The 24,770-nt window shown below is 35.5% G+C and carries 18 protein-coding genes; 14 read left to right on the forward strand and 4 right to left on the reverse strand.

Annotation, left to right across the window (positions count from 1 at the left end; genetic code table 11):
* The first annotated feature begins 210 nt into the window (after nucleotides 1–210).
* The 11 genes from BLS90_RS13300 (at nucleotide 211) to argH (ending at nucleotide 12,399) form a co-directional block, all read left to right on the forward strand.
* Nucleotides 211–1,395 (forward strand): hypothetical protein, encoded by a 1,185-nt coding sequence (locus tag BLS90_RS13300; protein ID WP_091258525.1) that lies wholly within the window; start codon nucleotides 211–213, stop codon nucleotides 1,393–1,395.
* 477 nt (nucleotides 1,396–1,872) lie between these two features.
* Nucleotides 1,873–2,490: a GNAT family N-acetyltransferase gene (locus BLS90_RS13305; RefSeq protein ID WP_091258481.1), complete on the forward strand. Its 618-nt coding sequence runs from the start codon at nucleotides 1,873–1,875 to the stop codon at nucleotides 2,488–2,490.
* A 140-nt stretch (nucleotides 2,491–2,630) separates the two neighbouring features.
* Nucleotides 2,631–3,824, forward strand: coding sequence for an argininosuccinate synthase (locus tag BLS90_RS13310; protein ID WP_091258482.1), 1,194 nt, complete (start codon nucleotides 2,631–2,633; stop codon nucleotides 3,822–3,824).
* Complete coding sequence (gene argC / locus BLS90_RS13315) at nucleotides 3,817–4,794, forward strand: N-acetyl-gamma-glutamyl-phosphate reductase (RefSeq protein WP_091258484.1); 978 nt, start codon at nucleotides 3,817–3,819, stop codon at nucleotides 4,792–4,794. The genes BLS90_RS13310 and argC overlap by 8 nt, the downstream gene beginning before the upstream one ends.
* An 82-nt stretch (nucleotides 4,795–4,876) precedes the next feature.
* Nucleotides 4,877–6,013, forward strand: a complete 1,137-nt coding sequence (locus BLS90_RS13320; protein ID WP_091258486.1) for an aspartate aminotransferase family protein — start codon at nucleotides 4,877–4,879, stop codon at nucleotides 6,011–6,013.
* 162 nt (nucleotides 6,014–6,175) lie between these two features.
* Entirely contained in the window at nucleotides 6,176–7,372 is a 1,197-nt protein-coding gene (locus BLS90_RS13325; protein WP_091258488.1) for a glutamate-5-semialdehyde dehydrogenase, read from the forward strand.
* Complete coding sequence (proB, locus tag BLS90_RS13330) at nucleotides 7,356–8,126, forward strand: glutamate 5-kinase (RefSeq protein ID WP_091258490.1); 771 nt, start codon at nucleotides 7,356–7,358, stop codon at nucleotides 8,124–8,126. Before BLS90_RS13325 ends, proB begins: the two co-directional genes overlap by 17 nt.
* A 58-nt stretch (nucleotides 8,127–8,184) precedes the next feature.
* Nucleotides 8,185–9,132: an N-acetylornithine carbamoyltransferase gene (locus BLS90_RS13335; RefSeq protein WP_091258491.1), complete on the forward strand. Its 948-nt coding sequence runs from the start codon at nucleotides 8,185–8,187 to the stop codon at nucleotides 9,130–9,132.
* Nucleotides 9,122–9,907, forward strand: a complete 786-nt coding sequence (argB, locus tag BLS90_RS13340) for an acetylglutamate kinase (protein WP_091258493.1) — start codon at nucleotides 9,122–9,124, stop codon at nucleotides 9,905–9,907. The genes BLS90_RS13335 and argB overlap by 11 nt, the downstream gene beginning before the upstream one ends.
* Complete coding sequence (locus tag BLS90_RS13345; protein WP_091258494.1) at nucleotides 9,904–10,974, forward strand: M20 family metallo-hydrolase; 1,071 nt, start codon at nucleotides 9,904–9,906, stop codon at nucleotides 10,972–10,974. The genes argB and BLS90_RS13345 overlap by 4 nt, the downstream gene beginning before the upstream one ends.
* Nucleotides 10,975–11,118: 144 nt before the next feature.
* On the forward strand, nucleotides 11,119–12,399 hold the full coding sequence (gene argH, locus BLS90_RS13350; RefSeq protein WP_091258496.1) for an argininosuccinate lyase: 1,281 nt from the start codon (nucleotides 11,119–11,121) through the stop codon (nucleotides 12,397–12,399).
* A gap of 104 nt (nucleotides 12,400–12,503) precedes the next feature.
* Here argH and ytxJ read toward each other — a convergent pair whose 3' ends face one another.
* Nucleotides 12,504–12,893 (reverse strand): bacillithiol system redox-active protein YtxJ, encoded by a 390-nt coding sequence (ytxJ, locus tag BLS90_RS13355; protein WP_091258498.1) that lies wholly within the window; start codon nucleotides 12,891–12,893, stop codon nucleotides 12,504–12,506.
* 145 nt (nucleotides 12,894–13,038) lie between these two features.
* Here ytxJ and clpB point away from each other — a divergent pair, with 145 nt between their 5' ends.
* Nucleotides 13,039–15,642 carry an ATP-dependent chaperone ClpB gene (clpB, locus tag BLS90_RS13360; protein ID WP_091258526.1) on the forward strand — a complete coding sequence of 868 codons (2,604 nt, stop codon included), beginning with the start codon at nucleotides 13,039–13,041 and terminating at the stop codon, nucleotides 15,640–15,642.
* A 138-nt stretch (nucleotides 15,643–15,780) separates the two neighbouring features.
* On the opposite strand, the gene BLS90_RS13365 is transcribed toward clpB, so the two are convergent.
* Nucleotides 15,781–16,092, reverse strand: a complete 312-nt coding sequence (locus BLS90_RS13365) for an OsmC family protein (protein ID WP_317039417.1) — start codon at nucleotides 16,090–16,092, stop codon at nucleotides 15,781–15,783.
* A gap of 347 nt (nucleotides 16,093–16,439) precedes the next feature.
* Between BLS90_RS13365 and BLS90_RS13370 the strand changes: the two genes are divergently transcribed.
* Nucleotides 16,440–17,309, forward strand: a complete 870-nt coding sequence (locus tag BLS90_RS13370; RefSeq protein ID WP_091258500.1) for a DUF808 domain-containing protein — start codon at nucleotides 16,440–16,442, stop codon at nucleotides 17,307–17,309.
* A 112-nt stretch (nucleotides 17,310–17,421) separates the two neighbouring features.
* On the opposite strand, the gene BLS90_RS13375 is transcribed toward BLS90_RS13370, so the two are convergent.
* Nucleotides 17,422–18,423, reverse strand: a complete 1,002-nt coding sequence (locus BLS90_RS13375; RefSeq protein ID WP_091258501.1) for a PorP/SprF family type IX secretion system membrane protein — start codon at nucleotides 18,421–18,423, stop codon at nucleotides 17,422–17,424.
* A 17-nt stretch (nucleotides 18,424–18,440) separates the two neighbouring features.
* Nucleotides 18,441–22,826 carry a PKD domain-containing protein gene (locus BLS90_RS17155; RefSeq protein WP_091258504.1) on the reverse strand — a complete coding sequence of 1,462 codons (4,386 nt, stop codon included), beginning with the start codon at nucleotides 22,824–22,826 and terminating at the stop codon, nucleotides 18,441–18,443.
* Between the two features lie 913 nt (nucleotides 22,827–23,739).
* On the opposite strand from BLS90_RS17155, the gene blaOXA reads away from it, so the two are divergent.
* Nucleotides 23,740–24,561, forward strand: coding sequence for a class D beta-lactamase (gene blaOXA / locus BLS90_RS13385; protein WP_091258506.1), 822 nt, complete (start codon nucleotides 23,740–23,742; stop codon nucleotides 24,559–24,561).
* The last annotated feature ends 209 nt before the right edge of the window (nucleotides 24,562–24,770 follow it).

Below are 24,770 nucleotides of genomic sequence, written 5' to 3' on the forward strand. Positions count from 1 at the left end.
AAGAGCGACCAAAGGAAGCTCCTTTTAGGGCTTACAAAAACAGCCTGATGCCAATAAACTTGCAACGAATAGCTGGAATTAGCTCCATTAAAATTAGAATCCTTCTCATTATATTTTGACTATTAAAATTATGAACCTCTAATAATTTTCTTATTTTTGAACCACTTTTGATAGATACAAATTGGTACAAACTTGCTAAAAGGATTGCTCATGAAAAAAATTACGCTGTTATTATTCTTGTTTATCTTTGTTTCAGCATGCGGTGTCAAGCAAGTCCAAAACTTATTAAGTTCTGGAAATTATGATCAGGCCATCGAAAATGCAGTTTCTAATTTGCGTACTAATAAAGATAAAAAAGGCAAACAAGACTATGTCTATTTGCTAGAAGAGGCTTTCGCCAAAGCAAAAGAACGGGATTTGAATTCCATAAATTTACTTGCTAAAGATGCCAATCCTGCGCAATTGGAGAAAATGTATACTACGTATTTACAATTGAATCAACGGCAGGAAACCATCAAACCGTTGCTTCCGCTAAAGCTATTTAGAGAAGGCAGAAACGCTATTTTTCCGTTTGACAATTACAACGATCAAATTATAGATAGCAAAAATGCATTATCAGGGTATTTATATGCCAATGCTAAAAAATTAATGGCAACTACGGACAAGATGAATTTCAGAAAGGCGTATAATGACCTGGAGTATTTGAACCAAATAAATCCAAATTTCAAAAACGTAATACAACTACTGCAGGAAGCACAATTTAAAGGTTCTGATTATGTTTCGGTCTATACCAAAAATGAAACCAACATGATTATTCCGGTTCGACTTAAAAATGACTTATTGGATTTTAGCACCTTAGGATTAAATGACAAATGGACTGTTTACCACAGCAACAAACAAAAAGGAATCAGCTATGATTATGGAATGGTAATCAATTTTAGACAAATTTATATTTCCCCAGAGCAAATTAAAGAAAGGGAATTTGTGAAAGAACGCATCATGAAAGATGGTGTCAAAAAACTGATTGACGCGAATGGAAAAGAAGTCGTTGACGAAAAAGGAAAAGTAGTTATGGTGGATAATCTTAAAACCGTAACGGCCAGAATTTATGAATACAGACAATTTAAATTGTGCCAAATTACCGCTAAGATTGACTATTTGAATTTAAGAAGCAATCAATTGTTACACTCTTTTCCAATCATTAGCGAGTTCATTTTTGAGAATATTTACGCAACTTACAAAGGAGACCGACGCGCTTCTGACGACAATTACTACTCTTATTTTGACAGAAATCGAGTTCCCTTTCCTAATAGCGAACAGATGGTTTATGATACAGGAGAAGACTTGAAAGCTAAAATTAAAGACATTATAAGTCAAAACCAGTTTAGAAATTAGTCTCCAAAAATAAATATCCTTTTAACTAACTCCTTGATAAATCAATTGATCAAGGAGTTTTTTGTTCTACATTAAATCAACAATCCATTAAAATTTTGTTAGAAAAAGAAAAATAGGTCTTGAGTTATAAAAAATAGTGTACTTTTGGCACAATGAATAACAACAATTTAAATATAACTCCTATCTCACGGACAAACAGACCTAGTACTTCTCCCGAAGTACGGATGCTATTAGTATAGTTTCCTCAAGTGTTCTGATATATTTTTATTCATTTTTTATTTTTTCTTGTTTTGAAATCATCCCTATTTATTATTGGAGCTATCCATCCAAAAAATACTATTATTTTTTCACCATCGTATTGTTATTCAATTCGTTGTTCTGCAATAGATTGTAGGTCTATTGTACTAACTTTTGCTGAAAATTTATTTCAAAAACAAACCTATTACTCTTTGTTTAACTCAAAATTCAGCTCTTGAAATGAATATTTCTATCACAACAACTCAGGAAGAACATTATAAATATTCGCAGGAAATATGCGAAACTATAGAATTATCCGCTCTTTTAAGAGGTACTGGAATTGCTAAAAGAACTCCAGAATACATCAAAAAAAAGATGGAAACCAAAGATGCTGTTATCGCCTTAGATAATGGAAAATTTGCCGGTTTTTGTTATATCGAAAGTTGGCAACACGGCAAATTTGTGGCCCATTCAGGACTGATTGTGCATCCAGATTACCGAAATTTAGGTTTAGCCAAAAAAATAAAATCCTTTGTTTTTGATTATTCCTTAGAGAAATATCCAGAAGCTAAAGTATTTGGAATCACAACTGGTTTAGCGGTAATGAAAATCAATTCTGATTTAGGCTATAAGCCCGTCCCTTTTTCAGAATTGACGAATGATCCAAGTTTTTGGAAAGGTTGTCAAACCTGCACCAATTATGAAATCCTAAAAAGCAAAGAAAACAAAATGTGTTTGTGTACCGGCATGTTATATGATCCCAAAGAAAAACAGAAAGACCCTCCCAAACATCCGTTTAATGTGCGGATTTGGAATCGTTTGAAAAAAATTAAACAAGCTATTTTCTTAGAAAAGTAATCCCCTCCCCGGCCCTCCCCAAAGGGGAGGGAGCCAAGGAGAAAAAAATAAAAAACAAAAAAATATAAATTAAAACACTCCCATTGCGTAATGGCTCCCCCTCCTTCGGAGGGGGCTGGGGGGAGGAAAAACCAATAATCATGAAAAAAGTAGTATTAGCTTATAGTGGAGGATTAGATACCTCTTATTGCCTGAAATATTTGAAGAATGAAAAAGGATACCAAGTTCATACTGTTCTTATAAATACAGGCGGATTTGATGAAGCTGAACTAGCCGCTATCGAAGAAAGAGCCTACGAATTAGGAAGTGCTCAACATGCAAATCTTACCATTGTAGATAAATATTATGACAAAGCCATTAAATATTTGATTTACGGAAATGTATTAAAAAACAATACCTATCCGTTATCCGTAAGTGCAGAGCGTGCTTTTCAAGCTATCGAAGCGATTAAATATGCAAAATCTGTTGGTGCTGATGCAATTGCTCACGGAAGCACGGGTGCAGGAAATGACCAAATCCGTTTTGATTTAATTTTTCAAACCATTGCTCCCGAAATTGAAATCATCACTCCTATTCGTGATTTAAAATTATCAAGACAAGAAGAAGTGGACTATCTAGCTAAACACGGAGTTCATTATTCATGGGAAAAAGCACAATATTCCATTAATAAAGGATTGTGGGGAACTAGTGTGGGTGGTAAAGAAACATTGACCTCAAACCAATCATTGCCAAGTGAAGCCTACCCTTCTCAATTGCAAAAGACAGGAGAAGAGAAAGTCACACTGCAATTTGAAAAAGGACAATTAGTTGGCATCAACGGCACAATAGATGCACCAACAAAAAATATCGTAGCATTAGAAAAGTTAGCCAGCGCATATGCTATAGGCAGAGACACGCACGTAGGTGATACTATAATCGGAATTAAAGGAAGAGTTGGTTTTGAAGCTGCTGCGCCTATAATCATCATCAAAGCACACCATTTATTAGAGAAACATACGCTGGGTAAATGGCAGCAATACTGGAAAGAACAACTAGGAAACTGGTACGGAATGTTGTTTCATGAAGGACAATTCTTGGATCCTGTAATGAGAAACATCGAGGCTTTTCTAGAAGACACTCAAACAACTGTAAATGGAACCGTTATCGTTTCTTTAAAACCATATCACTTTACATTGGACGGAATTGAATCTGAAAATGATTTAATGAACACCAGTTTTGGACAATATGGAGAAATGAACAACGCTTGGACATCTGACGATGCCAAAGGATTTATCAAGATTTTGGGAAATGCCCAAAACATATTCTCATCTGTAAATAAATTGACACATGATTAATGTTGGAATAATTGGCGGCTCCGGTTATACCGCTGGGGAACTGATCAGAATATTGATGTTTCATCCCCATGCAACGCTTGATTTTGTTTACAGCACTACAAACGCCGGAAAACCACTTCATGTTGCACATCATGATTTGATGGGCGATATCGAAATGAATTTTACCAACACTGTAAATCCAAATGTGAATGTTGTTTTCTTGTGCTTAGGTCATGGAAAATCAAAATCGTTTTTAGAGCAAAATCAATTTGCAGGTCATACCAAAATCATCGATTTAGGAAATGATTTCAGATTGACAAAAGACAACGATTTTGACAGCAAAATTTTCGTTTACGGTTTGCCCGAATTGAATAAAGCAGCAATTAAAAACGCTCAATTCATAGCAAATCCAGGTTGTTTTGCGACAGCGATCCAACTAGCTTTATTGCCTTTGGCGAAAGCCAGAATACTTACAACTGACGTTCATATCAATGCCACAACCGGAAGCACAGGAGCTGGAGTTACACCTTCGGAAACGACACATTTCAGTTGGAGATCAAACAACATGTCGCATTACAAAGCTTTCGAACACCAACATTTGGGCGAAATAAACCAAAGTGTAAACCAATTGCAAGCGGATTATACAAATGAATTGATTTTTTTACCCAACAGAGGTGATTTTGCCAGAGGAATTTTCGCCACATTATACACAACAATCGAAGAAAGTCTGGAAGATATTGTCGCGAAATATGAGGCTTTTTACAAAGACCAACCTTTCGTAACGGTCACGACTACCGGAATCAACATGAAACAAGTGATTCAAACGAACAAGTGTATTATTAGTTTAATGAAAAAAGGAAACCGGTTATTGATTACTTCAGTAATTGATAATTTAACAAAAGGAGCCTCAGGACAAGCCATTCAAAACATGAATTTAATGTTTGGATTGGATGAAACCACAGGATTGCATTTGAAACCATCCGGATTTTAAAAATTTGTTTCAAGTTTAAAGTTTAAGGTTGCACTCGTAACTTGAAACTTTAAACCTTAAACCATTTAAACAAAAAAAGAAAATGAACTTATTTGACGTTTACCCATTATACAACATCACTCCTGTAAAAGCACTAGATTGTACTATTACAGATGAAAAAGGAGTGGAATATTTAGATTTATATGGTGGTCATGGAGTAATTTCCATTGGACACACACAACCGGATTATGTTGCCAAATTAAAAAATCAATTGGATAACATTGGTTTTTATTCGAATGCGATTCAGAATCCATTACAAGTAGAATTAGCAGAAAAATTAGGAAAATTATCCGGATTGGAAGACTATACTTTATTCTTGTGCAGTTCTGGAGCTGAAGCAAATGAAAATGCTTTGAAACTGGCTTCATTTCACAACAATAAATCGCGTGTCATTGCTTTTGATAATTCCTTTCACGGAAGAACCTCGGCGGCAGTTGCGGTTACAGATAACAAAAAAATTGTTGCGCCAATTAATGCGCAGCAAATTGTTACTTTTTTGCCATTAAATAATATCGAGTTGGTAGAAAACGAACTAAAAAAAGGAGATGTTTCTTCTGTTATAATTGAAGGAATTCAAGGAGTTGGGGGCTTAGACCAAGGAACAACTGAATTTTTTCAGGCATTAGAAAAACTATGTGCCGCTTATGATGTTGTATTGATTTTGGACGAAGTGCAATCCGGATACGGAAGAAGCGGAAAGTTTTTTGCACACCAACACCATAACATCAAAGCAGATATTATTTGTCTGGCGAAAGGAATGGGTAACGGATTTCCTATTGGCGGAATCTTGATTTCTCCAATATTTACAGCGAGTTACGGATTATTGGGAACTACTTTTGGTGGAAACCATTTGGCTTGTGCTGCCGGAATTGCTGTTTTGGATGTGATTGAAAGCGAAAAATTAATGGATAACGTAAATGACGTTTACGCCTATTTTTTAGAAGCAATCAAACAAGTTCCTGAAGTTATTAAAGTAAAAGGAAGAGGATTAATGCTGGGTGTAGAATTTGATTTTGACGTAAGTACACTTCGTAAAAAAATGATTATTGACAAACATATTTTCACAGGAAATGCTAATAATAAAAACTTATTAAGAATTCTTCCTCCTTTGACAATCAAGAAGGAAGCGATTGACACCTTTATTATAGCTTTAAAAGAAGCATTGGCAGAATTGAAATAATTTTTTAACATATAAGTCATTTAAGTTTAAGAAAAAATGAGTCAATAGCACTTAAGTATTCTTTTCAAAGTTTATTTCCAATACATTAAAATTGACCAAGAACTAAAAACTTACATGACTTACATGTTTAGATTTTTCTACTAAAACAATAAACCAAAAGCAATGAACCACCTATTACCAATAGAAAAGCGAAACGCAGTTTTAAGTCACATGGCCGAACTTCTTGAAGAAGAAAGAGCTAACCTTAAAACGGTGAATCAACAGGATATCAATAATTATTCTGGAGATGATTTAGCAACGGAAAAACGTTTATTGGTTGATGATGCCAAAATTGACGGGATGATTTTATCCCTGCAACAATTAGCAAGTCAAGAAGATCCTATTGGTGTGGAGCGTTTTAATTTCGATCACGAAAATGGAATGAAAATCATCAATAAAACAGCAGCTTTTGGAACCATAATGATTATTTATGAATCCAGACCTGACGTTACAGTTGAAGCTGGTGGAATCGCTTTTAAATCCGGAAATAAAATTTTATTGAAAGGCGGAAAAGAATCCTTGCAATCCAACTTAAAAATTGTTGAATTGTGGCACCAAGCCTTAGCAGCAAACAATGTTGCGACAGAATGGGTAGAATACTTGAATTACAATCGAGAAGAAACTCAGGCTTTCTTAGAAAAACCAACACAAAAAGTAGATTTAATCGTTCCTCGTGGTGGTGAAAACCTAATTGCTTTTGTAAAAAAACACGCGACCTGCCCAGTCATTATAAGTGGTCGAGGAAATAATTTTGTTTACGTAAACGCTGAAGCTAATTTAGACCAAGCACTTGCCATCATAATAAATGGAAAGACCTCAAACATATCTGTTTGCAATGCTTTAGATAAAGTATTAATTGATACAAATATTGAAAATTGGGAAGCTTTTGCAAAGACAATAATTGCCGAACTGCAACAAAGAAACGTTACTGTTTTGGGAGATGAAAGTATTTCAAAAGTAGCAAACGTTCCTCAGATTGAATCCGATTTAATTTGGTACGAAGAGTTTTTAGATTATAAAATTGTCATAGGAACAACCAATTCAGACCAAGAAGCGATTGACAAAATAAATAAATATTGTGGCGGACATTCGGCTTCGATAATCACAAAAAATGATGCAATTGCTCAGGAATTCATGGAAAATGTAGATACGGCAGCCGTTTACCAAAACGCCTCTACGCGATTTACTGATGGAGGACAATTTGGTTTAGGAGGAGAATTGGCGATTAGCACAGACAAATTACACCAACGCGGACCAATTGGTTTGCAACATTTAGTTACTAATAAGTGGTATATTTACGGAAATGGACAAATCAGGTAAAAAAAGAATTTTATTAAAGTTAGGAAGTAATACATTAACCAAAGAAACCAATCACATTTCGAGAGGAAAGATTGAAGACATTGGCATGCAAATAGCCGCTTTACAAGACGATTACGAGTTTATTATTGTAAGCTCCGGTGCTATTGCTGCTGCCAAACAATTTGTAAAACTGGAAAATCAAGACAAAGATGTTTTTGTAAAACAAGCATTGGCTTCTATTGGTCAACCCCATTTAATGCGGATTTATCATGAAAACTTCAGTGATTTAGGATTGCTGATTTCACAATGTTTGCTTTCGTATTCTGATTTCGAAAAAGAACAATCCAAAGTAAATATCGTGAACACCATCAATGTGTTGGTCAAAAACAGCTATATTCCAATTATCAATGAAAATGATACTGTGGCAACGGATGAGATTCGGTTTGGTGATAATGATAAATTAGCTGCTTTAACTGCCGTTTTATTAAATGTTGACATTCTTATTATTGCTACCAATACAAACGGGATTTACACCAAAGCATCCATCCATGATGCCGTTCCTAAAACCATTTCTTTGGTAACCGATTTAAAAGTGTTAGAAAAAGAGATTGGCGATTCGAAATCCTCGCACGGAACCGGCGGAATGCAATCTAAAATAGAAGCCTCGGCAATAGCCAAAGCAGCCAATATTGAAACTTGGATTGTCAATGGATTGGAAGACAATTTTATTTTGAAAGCTCTAAAAAACGAAATACCTTTTACTAAAATAATTTAATTCGAATAGTGGATTGTTAGATTTTTGGACAATTCCTAATTCATAATTCATAACTACAATGAACTACATCTCCATACAAAACATAGATTCGCTAGACAAATGGGTGAAACAAGCCTTAAAAATCAAGAAAAAACCACTTAAAAACAAAAAACTGGGTAAAAACAAAACCTTAGGAATGTTGTTTTTCAATTCGAGTTTGAGAACGCGTTTGAGTACGCAAAAAGCAGCTCTTAATTTAGGACTGAACGTCATGGTAATGAATTTTACCAGTGAAGGTTGGACACTTGAATTTGAAGATGGAGCCATCATGAACTCGGGTGCTTCGGAACATATCAAAGAAGCCGCTGCGGTAGTTTCCCAATATTGCGATATTGTTGCTATCAGGGCTTTTGCCGGATTGGTAGATAAAGAAAAAGACAATGCCGAAATCGTACTTTCCGGATTTTTGAAATACGCCACTGTTCCAGTCGTGAATATGGAAAGTGCTACAGGGCATCCATTACAATCACTAGCCGATGCAATAACTATGGCGGAACACAAAACAAAGCACAGACCCAAAGTGGTTTTGACTTGGGCACCACACCCTAAAGCGTTACCTCAAGCAGTTCCAAATTCCTTTGTGGAAATGATGCAGTTACAAGATGCTGATTTTGTTATTACGCATCCTGAGGGCTACGAATTGAATCCTGAAATCACGAAAGATTCTAAGATTGAATACGACCAGAATAAAGCTTTCGAAAATGCTGATTTTATCTACGCCAAAAACTGGAGTAATTACAAGGAATATGGTCAGATTACAAATTCCGACCCAAATTGGACTGTAACTGCCGATAAAATGAAACTAACAAACAATGCTAAATTCATGCACTGCTTACCGGTAAGACGTAATGTAATTGTTACTGATGAAGTGATTGACAGCGAAAATTCAATTGTTATCGAACAAGCCAACAATAGAACTTATGCCGCACAATTAGTGTTGCAAAAAATATTGGAAAATGGAAAATAAAAAACCAGTAACGCTAATAAAAATCGGAGGAAACATTATTGATAATCCAACAGAATTATCACAATTTTTATCTGATTTTTCTAAGATTGAAGGAAATAAAGTACTCGTTCATGGTGGCGGAAAATCAGCTACTAAAATGGCTGAAAGCATAGGTTTAGCACCTCAAATGATTGATGGAAGACGCATCACCGATGCCGCTATGCTTGATGTAGTTGTGATGATTTATGCAGGTCAAATCAATAAAAATATTGTTGCCCAATTACAAGCTAAAAATACCAATGCAATGGGTTTTTCCGGTGCTGATGGAAATTTAATTCAATCCGATAAAAGAAACCACCCAACCATCAATTATGGCTTTGTGGGCGATGTGAAAAAAGTGAACACGCAATTATTGGAAACGTTGCTTTCAAATGGTATTGTTCCCGTCTTTTGCGCTATCACACACGATGGAAAGGGACAATTATTAAACACGAATGCAGATACAATTGCTAGTGAATTAGCAATTGCTTTATCGGAAGTTTTCGATGTCACTTTGAATTATTGTTTCGAAAAGCCGGGCGTTTTATTCGATGCCGAAGACGATTCTTCCGTAATTGAGAACATCAGTCAAGAATTATATTCCAAATTAAAAGCCGAAAAATCGATACATTCGGGCATGATTCCTAAATTAGACAACTGTTTCAATAGTTTATCTAAAGGAGTTCAAAAAATAAAAATTGGTCATCACCGCATGTTGCAAGACAAGACCGCATTGTACACTACAATTACACTATGAAGAGTATAGAAATCCTTACACAAGAAGCCATTGCGCTATTAAAAAAACTGATTGAAACGCCTTCATTTTCAAGTGAAGAAGACCAAACAGCTCTTTTAATCGAAAATTGGTTTAAACAAAATAGTATCCCTTTCGAAAGAGAGAATAATAATATTTGGGCTTTCAATAAACATTTTGATAAGTCCAAACCAACGCTTTTACTGAATTCGCACCACGATACCGTAAAACCAAACCAAGGCTATACCAATGATCCATTTGAAGCTATCGTAAAAGATGGTAAATTATTTGGATTGGGAAGCAATGATGCAGGAGGTTGTCTGGTTTCGCTTTTAGCCACTTTTGTACATTTTTATTCGAATGAAAATCTACTTTATAATATTGTTATGGTCGCTTCAGCCGAAGAAGAAAGCAGCGGAAAAAATGGATTAAACAGCGTATTGAAACATTTACCGGAACTGGAATGTGCCATTGTGGGAGAACCAACATTAATGCAACTGGCTGTAGCCGAAAAAGGTTTATTAGTACTCGATGTCATCGTAAAAGGCACAGCCAGTCACGCCGCACACAACAATCCGGACAATCCTATTTATAATGCGATACCCGTGATCGAATGGTTTAACAGCTATCAATTCGAAAAAACATCGGAGGTTTTAGGTCCCGTAAAAATGACCGTAACACAAGTCACAGCCGGAAAACAACACAACGTAGTTCCTGCAGAATGTCATTTGGTTGTCGACATCAGAGTGAATGATTGCTATAACAATCAGGAAATTTTAGATACCGTAAGAAAACATTTGACTGCAGAAGTCAATCCGCGTTCGATGCATTTAAACGCATCATCGATTCCGGTTGCTCACGGATTGATACAAGCGGGAATCGCACTGGGAAGAACCACGTATGGCTCGCCTACCCTTTCGGATCAATCAGTTTTAAGTTGTCAATCCTTGAAATTAGGACCTGGCGAAACCCTGCGGTCACACTCAGCAGATGAATTTATATTTATAAAAGAAATAGAAGAAGGAATTCAATTGTATATCAAAATACTAACTGATTTTTTCAAACAATAAAATAATTTGGATTTATCCTGATTATTTTCAGGAGTTAATCCCGCTATACGTTGCAATCTTTTATTTTTTAAAGAAAAAAATAAAAGGATTTCCACTGCTATCGGGGCTAAAAATCTAACAGTCTAAAAATCTAATAATCCATATATGAAACTTTGGGAAAAAGGAATACCAACCGATAAGCAAATCGAACATTTCACCGTTGGAAACGACAGAGAACTGGATTTAGTTCTGGCAAAATATGATGCATTAGGTTCTATTGCACATGCAAAAATGTTGGGACAAATTGGTCTTTTAACAGACTCCGAAACCGTTTCTTTGGTTTTGGCTTTGGAAGAAATAATAAAAGATGCTGAAAACGGTAATTTCGAAATCGAAGACAGCTTTGAAGACGTGCATTCCAAAATTGAATATTTACTGACCGTAAAATTGGGAGATGCCGGAAAAAAAATCCATACCGCCCGTTCTCGTAACGACCAAATTTTGGTAGACGTTAATTTATATCTGAAAGATGTCGTTAAAGAGCTGAAAGAGCAAGTAAAAAGCCTTTTTGATTTACTAATGGAATCAGCAGAAAAGCACCAGAATGTATTGTTACCAGGATATACCCATCTTCAAATTGCAATGCCGTCTTCTTTCGGAATGTGGTTTTCGGCTTACGCTGAAACCTTGATTGATGATATAACGATGTTAAATGCAGCCTTAAAAATTGTAGACCAAAACCCATTAGGATCAGCCGCAGGTTACGGAAGTTCATTTCCTATCAACAGAACATTCACCACACAGGAATTAGGTTTTGAAACTTTAAAATTCAATTCGGTTGCCGCTCAAATGAGCCGTGGAAAATCAGAAAAGACAGTCGCTTTTGCTATGAGCAGCGTGGCAGCAACTTTGGCGAAATTCTCGATGGATGTTTGTTTATACATGAGTCAGAATTTTGATTTCATCACTTTGCCTTCGCATCTTACAACTGGTTCGAGCATCATGCCGCACAAAAAAAACCCAGACGTTTTTGAGTTGATTCGCGCGAAATGTAACAAAATCCAAGCGCTGCCTTACGAAATCACTTTAATCACCAACAATCTTCCAAGTGGATACCACAGGGATTTGCAATTGTTGAAAGAAGGATTGTTTCCAGCAATTCAAAACCTGAAAGCCTGTTTAGACATTGCTATTTTTGCGATTAAAGATATTAAGGTAAAAGACAATATTCTTGCGGATCCAAAATACAATTATTTGTTTACGGTTGATACCTTAAACGAAATGGTAGTTGCAGGAATGCCCTTTAGAGATGCGTATAAAGCCGTTGCAGAACAACTGGAAAATGGTACTTTTCAATCCCCAAAAGAAACCAAACACACACACGAAGGAAGTATCAACAACCTTTGTTTGGCCGAAATAAAAGAAAAAATGATCAACGCTTACTAATGATCTCATCGGTTTGTCCACAAAATAAAACCGCAAATTCGCTAACTAATGGCTACATTAAATTAGTGAATTTGCGGTGAATTATTTTAAAAAAAAACTTTTTACTAGACTTTCGTCCCTAACTCCTCCGCATCAATATCACTGTGCGAAACATTATAAATAGCATTGCCTTCTTTAATTAATATCAATTGTGGCGATTGATGCGTCACTCCAAAACGAGTTGCAATTTCATTAGAAATATCACGATGCACTATTAAATCTAAAAAATAAGGTGTAACTTTATCTGAGCTATTAAACTCATTTTCAAACTGTTTCAGCGCCATCCTACTTACGCTGCATCGGGTACTGTGTTTAAAAATGGCTACCGGTTTTTCATTCGACGCAGCTATAATTTCATTTAGTTGCCCTAAATCGGTTAGTTCATTCCAGTTGATTTTGCTCTCGTTTGAATCTTTTTCTTCTGAACTATTGAACATATTTTTAAAAAAACTCATAATTGTCTTGTTTTAAGACATTTTGACTTTCAAACATGATAAAAATCATGAAATTTCTGTCAATTTGTCTTTATTATTGTATTGGAATATAAATTGAATATTGATTCGCAAAGTTAGTCAAATAACCACAAAACAATATAACATCATGAACATAAATAAATTCACTATCAAATCGCAGGAAGCGATCCAGCTTTCACAACAATTGGCGCAAAGCCACGGGCAACAACAAATAGAAAACGAGCATATTTTCAAGGCCATTTTTGAAGTGGATGAAAATGTGGCACCTTTTATTTTGAAAAAATTGAACGTAAATGTGCCATTGTTTCTTCAAATATTGGATAGCACAATTCAGAGTTTCCCGAAAGTTTCCGGTGGCGAAATAATGCTTTCCCGAACCGCAAACACGACACTAAACGAAGCCGAAATTATCGCTAAAAAAATGAATGACGAATTCGTTTCTGTGGAGCATTTGATTTTGGCCATTTTTGATTCTAAAACCAAAGCAGCCCAAATATTAAAAGATCAAGGCATAACCGGAAAAGGATTGAAAGCCGCCATAGAGGAATTGCGAAAAGGCGAAAGAGTAACTTCGGCATCTGCCGAGGAAACCTATAATTCATTAAATAAATACGCAAAAAATCTAAACGAACTGGCACGATCTGGAAAACTGGATCCAGTTATTGGTCGTGACGAGGAAATTCGCAGAGTGTTGCAAATTCTAACGCGCAGAACTAAAAACAACCCAATGCTTGTTGGAGAACCCGGCGTGGGAAAAACTGCTATAGCTGAAGGATTAGCACACCGAATTGTAGATGGAGATGTTCCAGACAATCTGAAAGATAAAATCGTGTATTCTCTTGATATGGGAGCATTGATTGCCGGTGCAAAATACAAAGGAGAATTTGAAGAGCGCTTGAAATCTGTGGTAAAAGAAGTGACTTCTGCCGAAGGTGATATTGTTTTATTTATTGACGAAATTCACACGCTTGTGGGTGCCGGAGGTGGCGAAGGCGCAATGGATGCGGCTAATATTCTGAAACCAGCGTTGGCTCGTGGAGAACTTCGCGCCATTGGAGCAACCACTTTGGACGAGTATCAAAAATATTTTGAAAAAGACAAAGCACTTGAAAGACGTTTCCAGAAAATAATGGTTGAAGAACCGGATACCGAAAGTGCGATTTCGATTTTGCGTGGAATCAAAGAAAAATACGAAACGCATCATAAAGTCCAAATCAAAGACGATGCTATTATTGCGGCTGTCGAATTATCGCAACGGTATATTACGAACCGCTTTCTTCCGGACAAAGCCATCGATTTGATGGATGAAGCTGCTTCAAAACTACGTATGGAAATCAATTCAAAACCCGAAGAATTAGATGTTTTGGATCGAAAAATCATGCAATTGGAAATTGAAATTGAAGCCATTAAACGAGAAAAAGACGAAAGCAAACTCAAAATTTTAGGAATGGATTTGGCCAACCTTAAAGAAGACCGAAATGAAATCTACGCCAAATGGAAATCAGAGAAAGATGTTGTCGACAATATTCAAGCCGTAAAAACGGAGATTGAAGACTTCAAATACGAAGCCGAACGTGCCGAACGTGAAGGCGATTATGGAAAAGTAGCCGAAATTCGTTACGGTAAAATCAAAGAAGCCCAAGAACGTTTAGCTATTTTGCTCAAGGAATTACAAGAAAACCAATCGGGAACTTCGTTGATAAAAGAAGAAGTGACCCGCGAGGATATTGCTGAAGTTGTAGCCAAATGGACTGGAATTCCAGTGATGAAAATGCTTCAGGGCGAACGAGAAAAATTATTAAAACTGGAAGACGAACTGCATCATAGAGTCGTAGGGCAGGAAGAAGCGATTGAGGCAGTGAGTGACGCCGTACGTAGAAGCCGTGCCGGTTTACAAGATATGAAGAAACCAGTTGGAACTTTCCTATTCCTCGGAACAACAGGTGTCGGAAAAACCGAATTAGCAAAAGCATTAGCCGAATATTTATTTGATGATGAAAATGCGATGACCCGTATTGACATGAGTGAATACCAAGAACGCCACAGCGTAAGCCGCTTGGTTGGTGCGCCTCCTGGATATGTAGGTTATGATGAAGGCGGACAATTGACCGAAGCCGTTCGAAGAAAACCGTATTCCGTAATTTTATTGGATGAAATTGAAAAAGCGCATCCGGACACGTTCAACATCTTGTTGCAAGTTTTGGATGAAGGACGTTTGACAGATAACAAAGGGCGTTTAGCTGATTTTAAAAACACGATTATCATCATGACCTCGAATATGGGAAGTCAAATTATTCAGGAAAAATTCGAAAACCTAAAAGGAAGTGTCGAAGCCGCAACCGAAGTTGCAAAAATAGAAGTTCTGGCATTATTGAAACAAACGGTGCGACCGGAATTCATCAATCGTATTGACGAAATTGTGATGTTCACGCCATTGACCACAGAAAACATTGCCCAAATTGTAGGCTTACAACTAAAAAGTGTTACTAAAATGCTCGCCCTTCAAGGCATTACTATGGACGCCACTCCAGAAGCTATTGCTTATTTATCAGAGAAAGGATATGATCCGCAATTTGGCGCCAGACCAGTGAAAAGAGTCATTCAAAGAGAGGTGCTCAATGAATTATCAAAGGAAATTCTGTCCGGTAAAATAACCACGGAAAGCATCGTTTTGATTGATGCCTTTGATGGAAAATTAGTATTTAGAAATCAAACGGAATTAGTTTCTTAAAAATCTAGAAACATTTAAGCTTATTAAAACCAGTCGAAATACTGGTTTTTTTTATGGCCAACTTCTTTTGGAAAAAACCGACTAATTCAATTACTATTTTTTAATAAGCCCAAAAAACTTCAAAAAAACGCGTTACAATTAATGGATAAATTCAAAAGTTGGAAAATGCAGAATTGGAAAATTACAAGAATTGGTTACAAAACAGAGTTGGTTTGCTTTTTTGTGCAACTTAAGAGCCTCTTCCATTTTTTCTTCGTTGCTGATACAAACTTTCGGATTCAGTTGAATGGCAATAAACCGTCCGCTACCATCAGCGGAAACCTCCTGCGTCGCCTCCGCTTCGTCTGTGTAGGAAACGACATCAATACCGTTTTGGCCGCAAACATATAAGTAAGACCTCATGTGACAGGAAACTACACTAATTAATAAAAGATCTTCAGGATCGTACAAATTAGGATCGCCTTTGAAAGCTTTACAAGCCGAAACATAGAAACAGCCTCGCTAGCAATTGATATGGAATGACTTTTAGAATAGGTCGACTCATGATTTTTAGAAAAATCCAGTTTAATTTGGCTTTAAAAATGTGTTTGAACTACATAATTATTTTTATTTCAAAAGAACTAAAAACAGAACGATTCAAAAAGAAAGGTTTTCAGTGAACCGAAACTAAAATTTCTCCATTTTATAAATAGAGTAATTAAAAAAAGTTTTAGATTCGCAGGAATAAACAAGCAAAGCGCTAGAACAAAATTTTTTCCATAAAAAAATAGTTCACCGCAGTTACTAAAACAATCAACATGGCATCAGGTTTTTTCGCATTATTAGATGATATCGCTGCAATGATGGATGATGTTGCAGTTATGAGTAAGATCGCAGCAAAAAAAACAGCTGGAATTCTAGGAGATGATTTAGCAGTAAATGCAGAGAAAGCTTCGGGATTCATCTCCTCTAGAGAACTACCCGTTCTTTGGGCAATAGCGAAAGGCTCATTTCTTAATAAAGTAATCATTTTGCCCATTGCCTTTCTTCTAAGTGCATTTTTACCTATTGCCGTAATTATAATCTTAGTCCTTGGCGGACTTTATTTAGCTTATGAAGGCGCTGAAAAAATATACGAATTCTTCTTTCCAAATGCCCATTTGAAACCTGAAATTTCATTAGAGCCATTAACAGAAGAGCAAATTTTAGCATTCGAAAAAGAAAAAATAAAGTCAGCCATCGTAACTGATTTTATTTTGTCCGTAGAAATAGTAATTATAGCGTTAGGAACTGTCATTGGCAAACCCATTTCATCTCAAATAGTGGTAGTTTCCATCATTGCGATAATAGCAACTGTAGGAGTTTATGGAATTGTAGCGCTTATTGTACGAATGGATGAAGTCGGTTTAAAACTAATGCAAGTTAGCTCCAAGGAGAACAGTTTTACTAAAACGATAGGAAATTTAATGGTTCAAGCGTTACCTAAAGTGATCAAAAGTTTATCGGTTATAGGTACTATTGCCCTATTATTAGTAGCAGGAGGTATATTTATACATAACATCGATTTTTTACATCATATTTTACCTCAAATACCTTCTATTATAACTGAATTTATAATCGGGCTCGTAATTGGACTCCTTGTTTTGGGGTTCGTAAACTTGTTCAAAAAGATTTTTAGTAAAAAGTAAGTCACACAAAACAAACCCGTTTTGCGAAGCGCAGTACTTTGTAAACAGTATCTAAACATCAGTCTAACAGCTGGTGTTTTTTTTTTAAGAAATACTTTAATTCGCTTTTACTTTACCTGCCTGTATAGTTGGGACAGCCAAAACATTTTTTATCTAGGTTAAACTGATATGTTAACGATAATTCATAAATACCACCCGTTTTTCCAATTTTAGAAGTATTTAAATCATAGGAGATTCCTAATCGCAGATGATCGTATTGCAAGCCAGTAAAAAGGTTAACCGATGTTAGCAAATGGCTATTGATTCCATTTTTAGCAGGGTTCGTTACAGCAGTAGCGCCAAAAAACATTTTCTCGAATAAGATAGATGTTCCTATATCCAAACGATTATAACGAGCTTGTTGCATATAATTAGCAGTTACAAACATTTTAGTTGCATACGGAAAGAATTGCACATCGATATAATTAGCCAATAAAAATTCATATCCAGTGCTTAAAGAGAAAAAGGTGTTCAAAGGAATATTTCCATCTTGAGTGAAGGAGATATTTGGTTTATTCAAGTGCTTCATAGACAAGCCAATCCACATGTTTTCGGTATTAAAAACCATCCCTGCTGTAGCATCAAAAAAGCTAACTTTATCGTTTAACAAAAGTGGATCGATAGAGCTGGTATTTATAATCCCTGATCTAATATTTATCTGATCTTCCAATAGTAAATTTTGAAATGCAAATGATTTAAGTCCAAACCCAACTTCTATGGCAGGTCTAAATTCCCAATCATCACTAATTCTTACTCGGTATGCATAATTCGCATTGACTTGCGAAAAATTATAATTAGTAACATTTTCTCTTTGATTTAAAACACTGATACCAAAACCACTATTCATACTTTCGTTCCAAGTATTGATAAAAGCATAGTCTGTAGTAATTTTTAAATCTAAATCCGGCCACTGTTCTCGATGGATTATACCGGTGTAGGTGGTTTCCATGAAGCCTGAAAAACCTGGATTTAAGGTTTCAGGAATTAGAAAATATTGCGTAAAAACGGGATCTTGCGCTCTTAATGTGGAGTAAAAGAAACACGAAATAAGTATAATAAATAGTTTAATTTTCATTAGTGGATTCGTTACTTTTATTTAATTAATGTGAAAGCACCATCTTCGATTATGGTGTGGTTGTAAAATGTTTTGGCGCTAAGCTTAAAAAAGTAATTCCCATTTTCGGCATCTAAATCATTAACCTTCCCGTTCCATCCTTTTATAGTTTGCCCAGTTTCGCTATATATGACACTTCCCCAAGAGTCATATACCTCTAAAGTCATTTCTATAAAACCCAAGAATACAGGAGCAAATGAATCGTTTGTGCCGTCATTATTAGGCGTAAATGCATTTGGCATTATTAGGCTGTACCCCTTTTCAACATTCACTGTAGCAGTATGCATGTATTGACAGCCAAAAGGATACGTAACCGTTTGCTTAATAGTGTAAGTTCCTACTCTAGTATAAATATGTTTAGGATTTTCCTCGTCGGAAAAATTACCATCACCAAAATCCCATGAAATTTTTGTAAAATCTCCCGTGGCTAGGTTGGTGAATAGTATCGGATCAAAAATTGAATACAAACTATAAACATCATTTCCGTACGAACTAGTTTCGAAATTAGCTATCCCTAGAACTGGTGTAGCTACATTATAGGTACTATTTGCAGTGCAACCAAAGCTATCCGTGACAGTGAAAATAATCAAGCCATTATTATTTGTGTTCATTATTTCATTGTTCACTCCGGTAACTACACCGTCAGACCAGCTTAATTGGTAAGGAGGAACACCGCCTTTGACATTTCCTATAAATGTTTCTTTCACATATTTTGTAGCGCAATCAAAATCAGTACGCACTTCAATGGTAGGTGTCAATTGTTCGAATCGAATTATCTTCCAAGATTCCGATTTTTTACAACCATTGGCATCCGTTACCGTTACGGTGTAATTTTCGGGTGGGAGATTCTGTAAATCCTCGGTTGCAGCGCCATTGGACCAAGAATATGTAAATGGAGGCGCACCGCCAGTTACAACCAAATTGATTGCTCCAGTATTCGCGTCCAAACAACTTAAAGGATTCGAAACATCAGCTCGTAATTCTAGTAGTAACGGTTCTACAATGAGGAAAGTTTCTTTAATTTTGCAAAATTTACCATCTGTAATGGTTACGGTATATTTTCCGGGTCCTATGTTATTTCGATCTATACCAGCGTTCGGATCATCCTCCCAAACTAAAGTAACAGGCGCTTTCCCTCCCATGAGATTCAATCGAATGTAAGCGTCTTTTGCTCCAAAACATGAAATCTGCTTTACAATTGGATTTATCGTAAAAACCGGCGCATTGTCAATGGTTATATTAAAATCTTTTTCACAGTTTAATGCGTCAGTAATTGTGATGGTATATGTACCCGCCGATAAATTATTTTGAACAAGTCCTGTACCTAAATTACTCCATTTTATTTGGTATGGATTGCCTGTTGTAAATGGAATTCCTCCTGTAATATTGGTAATCGTAATCGAAGCATTTGCATCGTTATAACAAGCTATCTCTGTTTTTGAAAACTCTAACCGTATTTCATTATTTTGAAGTAAAATCACTTGCAAGTTATCTGTACAGCCAGAATTATCTGTAACTGTTAAATTATAAGTTCCGGCTGCTAGATTGCGTAAATTCTGATTTATACTGCTGTATCCGTTTGGTCCCGACCAATTGTATCTATAATTAAAATCACCAGGTGAAACTTCTGTTGCTCTACCGCCTGTTGTAACTATATTAATTTCACCAGTAAAATCACCATAGCACAAAATATTCATTTGACTAGCAAGTTTTACCTCTAACAAAGGTGGCTCAATAATTGTAAAAATTTCGGACAAGGTGTCACAATTGTTCGCTTCCGTAATGGTTACTTTGTACGTTCCTGGAGACAAATTAGTAAGATCCTCAGTTGTGGCAAGCGGGTTTCCATTTCTAGTCCATACAAAAGCATAAGGCATAGTTCCACCTGTAGTTGTTAATGAAACCTTTCCATCATTTAATCCAAAACAAGATATATCATTTTTAAATCCAGAAAAACTAAATTTATCTGGTTCTCTAACCGTATAACTTCTTGTAAAAGGACAAGTACCATTGTCAATAACTCTTAAATTATAAATACCTGGTTTCAGACCAGAAATAGCTTGATTCGTGCTAGTAAAGCCATTAGGCCCAGTCCATGAAAAAAGATAGGATGGCCCTGTTACAAAAGGGATACCGCCAGCTACAGCAATATTGATAGCGCCATCATCAGATCCAAAACAAGTTGCGTTTTTAATAGTTTCAGCCACATTTATCAATGGATTGACCGTTACTGTAACCGTAAAATTAGGCCCAGAACAGCTCCCTGCTATCGGTGAAACGGTATACGTTACTGTTGCTGGATTATTCGTACTGTTGATTAAAGTTTGACCAATGCTCGTTGTAGGTGATGATTGTGAAAATACACCACTAACTGAACCTGAAGGATTAACAATAGGGTTTGACCAAGTATAGGTAGTGTTGGATGGAACATTATCAGTGCTATTAGTAGTAGGCCGAATCAGAAATGATCCACTGCTACAAATTTCGGCTGATTTTGCTGATATGATAGGAGACAATACCGTGTTTACGGAGAAATTTCTCGTTTGAGTTGTCGTACCACAGCTATTAGAAACACTAAAAATAGCTTGATAATTTCCACTTACAGCATAATTAATTGATCCTGGATTGAGCAAGGTCGAGGACGATGGCGTTCCACCAGGAAAACTCCATAGATAGGTCAGTTCAGAAGTTGGAGCACAACTTTCTTCAACTGTACCTACTGGATTAATTGTTGCCGAATTACAAAAATCTGATATGGGATTTAAGGTAGTAACTGGCTTTTTCTTAACCTCAATTATTTCCGTTTTATATTGGTCGATTCCACAGGAATTTCGGCTTCTTAATCTAAGATAATACGTCCCAGGCGTAACAAAATTAATTACTGGATTTTTTGAAAAGGAACCGGTACCATTTGTAAAAAACCATTGCTCAGGTCTTTTACCACAAAAGCCTTCAAAATAATTAGTGATTTCCCAATAATAACTTTCTGTTCCACAACTTTGTCGCGTATCTGTGGTATTGGTGATTTGTACATCTGTTCCTGCACACGCTCTTGCAAAAGTAAAAGTCGGTTGTAAAATAGGTTCTACACAAATTGTTCTGGTAACTGTTCTTCCTATACCACAAGGTGTTTCTGCAAACAATGAAATCGTGTAAATCCCCGGTGTTGTGTATACATGACTAGGATTGACCTGTCTTGAAACTGGAGTTCCATCACCAAAATTCCAAGTGTACACATTAAAAGTGCTACAGTCATTAGTATATCCTGCAATCGTATTATTATTAAAAAAAACTGACGTATTGGCACAAGCAATACTAGTAACGCTAAAATCTACAACAGGAACATCTAAAATAACAATAGGACCAGCAGTTAGGAAAGTACTGCCGCAGGAAGTTGTTATGGTTAGTCCAACGGTGTTGCCAGATGGACAGTTGAAGCGTGTAAAAGTATGCGGAATAGGGAAGTTTTGGGAGGCAGACGGATTAATACTATTATAATAAACAGAGGCTTCCAGTTGGGCTTGAGTATAATTTCGAGTGGTGCCATCTCCATAATTAACGGAATAATTCGTATCTGAAGGATTGAGTGCCCACGAACCTATAGCAAAATCCATTGGAGCAACTGGAATACAAAAATTAGTCGTATTTCCAGGAGCTATGAGTGCTCCTATTGGATTATTTGAGTTTTTAACTACATACGTGATTGCATTAGTACAGCCGTTAGCACCTATAGCTGTTATAACCATATTAAATGATCCTAAACGCATATAGGTATGCATTCTGGGAAAGGTTACATTTGTTTCAACAGTCCCATCTCCCCATTCTATATTATAGGAGGCAATACATGAAAATGAACTAGAAGAATTACCTACATTAATTGTATATCTAGGATCCGAATTATTATCCCCACATTTTTCGAAAGGAGCACCTGTACCGGAGGACGGATTTAAATTTACAAATTTCAAATCTGGCTTTTGCTTTACCAAAACAACTTTTGTAAGAGACGTGCTTACTCCGTTGCGATCAGTAACAATTAGTTTTACATTGAAATTTTGAGTTCCACAACCAACAGCTGTGAAAGCATGAGTGGGATTAGCAACAGCAGATACACCTCCATCTCCAAAATCCCATTGGTAAGTATAAGGAGCATCTCCACTTATACTCGAAGTAAATGTTATTGGAGTACCAGAACAACTGCTATCGTTATTATAAACAAAAGTAACAACAGGCGCTACTAATTCAATTTTATGATTTGGAGAGTCTATTTTTTTGTCATGGCTTTTATAACCTGTTTTACTATTTGCAAAAACCGAAACAGCCACTAATAAAAAAAAGATATGTGTTAGAAGATAAAGATTCCTCATGTAATAAAATTCGTTAATTATTGGGCAAAAGTATCTATTTTTTTTGGAACATGTAAGGATTTCAATTCATATTATTTTGTTTTATTTCATAATCCATATCTTATAAGTAAAAAAGATAGCAATACACACGCAATTGTCCATATTACGTTACAATAAACCCATTACAACACACTTGTTTCAATCTAAATTCTATTTTTATGAATAGCCTAAGACTTTATCACTATTTTCAATTGACAATACTTTCAATACTTTATAAAAATTAAATCAGTGAACACAATACAATCAAAAAAATTATTCTAAATACGGTATTTTTTTAAGAGGATTTGCCTTTAATTGTGGGTCTGTAAAACCCAACAAAAAATCAAACTACACACTATAAATTAAATACATTAACTATTAACAACCAATTAATTAAAGATAATATTGCTCTGTGTTTTTGGAGCAGAAAGCTATCTTTCCAGAACAATACCGCTCCTGCTATTCACTCTATCTTTATATCCTTAAAGAAAGGACATAAAGGATGCCGTTACTATCAGGTCTATCAATACCATCAAATTTTCATTAGAACAATTGCATCCGTATTTTAAAACCTAACTAGATTAACGCTTTGTTGCCCATTTCAATTACGCCTTACATTTAAGTGTGAACGCTACCTCCTAGCTAAATAGAATATTAAAAAAATAACAGATTTAAAACAACTGATTCAAACTACAAAGTATACCAAAACTCTTCATTAAATTAAATTCATTTAATGATTTATAAAGAATTATTTATATATTCGTTCAAGAATTTAGTCTGAAATTAATCCGACTTTTACAAACATAATAAGGCAGATAAGTCTGATACTTTATAGCTGTAAATAAGTTGTTTGTTATTTTAGCATAACAGACAACCTAAGGAAAAATAAACTAAAATGAGAAAGCTATTCGTCCTTTTTAATCTAATATTATTTGGAAACTTTATTGGAAATTGCCAAACTAAAAATTTAAAACCAAAAGAAATCGTAAAGTCCGAATTTGGAAATATTTTAGATAGTTTAAAAGTAAAAGGTTCCATTTTAATTTATGATGTAAAAAATAAAACGTATTATTCTAACGACTTTGAATGGTCAAAAACAGGAGTAATTCCAGCATCAACTTTCAAAATTCCAAATTCAATTATTGCTTTAGAATCTGGAATAATTAAAAACGATTCTACAATTTTTAAATGGAACGGAGATAAGCGTAGATTTAAAAAATGGGAAGAAGATTTGAATTTCAAAAAAGCATTTCAAGTTTCTTGTGTTCCTTGTTATCAAGAAATCGCGAGAAAGATAGGTGTAAAAAGAATGAAATCGTACTTGAAAAAATTAAATTATGATGGAATGATTTTCGATACTTTAACAATTGATAATTTTTGGCTAGAAGGAAAATCGAAATTTTCTCAGATGCAACAAATTGACTTTTTAGAAAGATTATATTTCTCCCAATTACCGATTTCAAAAAGAACCGAAAATATAATGAGAGACATAATGCAGCTTGAGAAAACGGAAAATTATATTTTAAGCGGAAAAACGGGCTGGGGAATGAGAAATGAAATGAATAATGGCTGGTTGGTTGGGTATTTAGAAACGAATAATTCTGTTTATTTTTTCGCTACAAATGTGGAAAAGCAAGAAACAGATATGGAAGAATTTTCAATTATTCGCTTAAATTCGACCAAAGAAGCATTAAAAAAATTAAAACTAATTAAATAGCAAAGATGAATAGGCAACCGTCGTTTTGGTTTAAGTTGTGACTCAGAAACATTACCATTCCGAATCCTGTTTTTCGATTAACTAAAATTAGCGATTACCAAGCACAGACCATCTCACAGTGTTCGGATTTAAGTACTAGTTTATCCTAATTTCGTAGCCGTTACAATAGTTTAAAGCCAACATAAAATTATAAATTAATTTTGAAACCG

Source organism: Flavobacterium omnivorum, assembly GCF_900099915.1.
Lineage (GTDB): Bacteria > Bacteroidota > Bacteroidia > Flavobacteriales > Flavobacteriaceae > Flavobacterium > Flavobacterium omnivorum.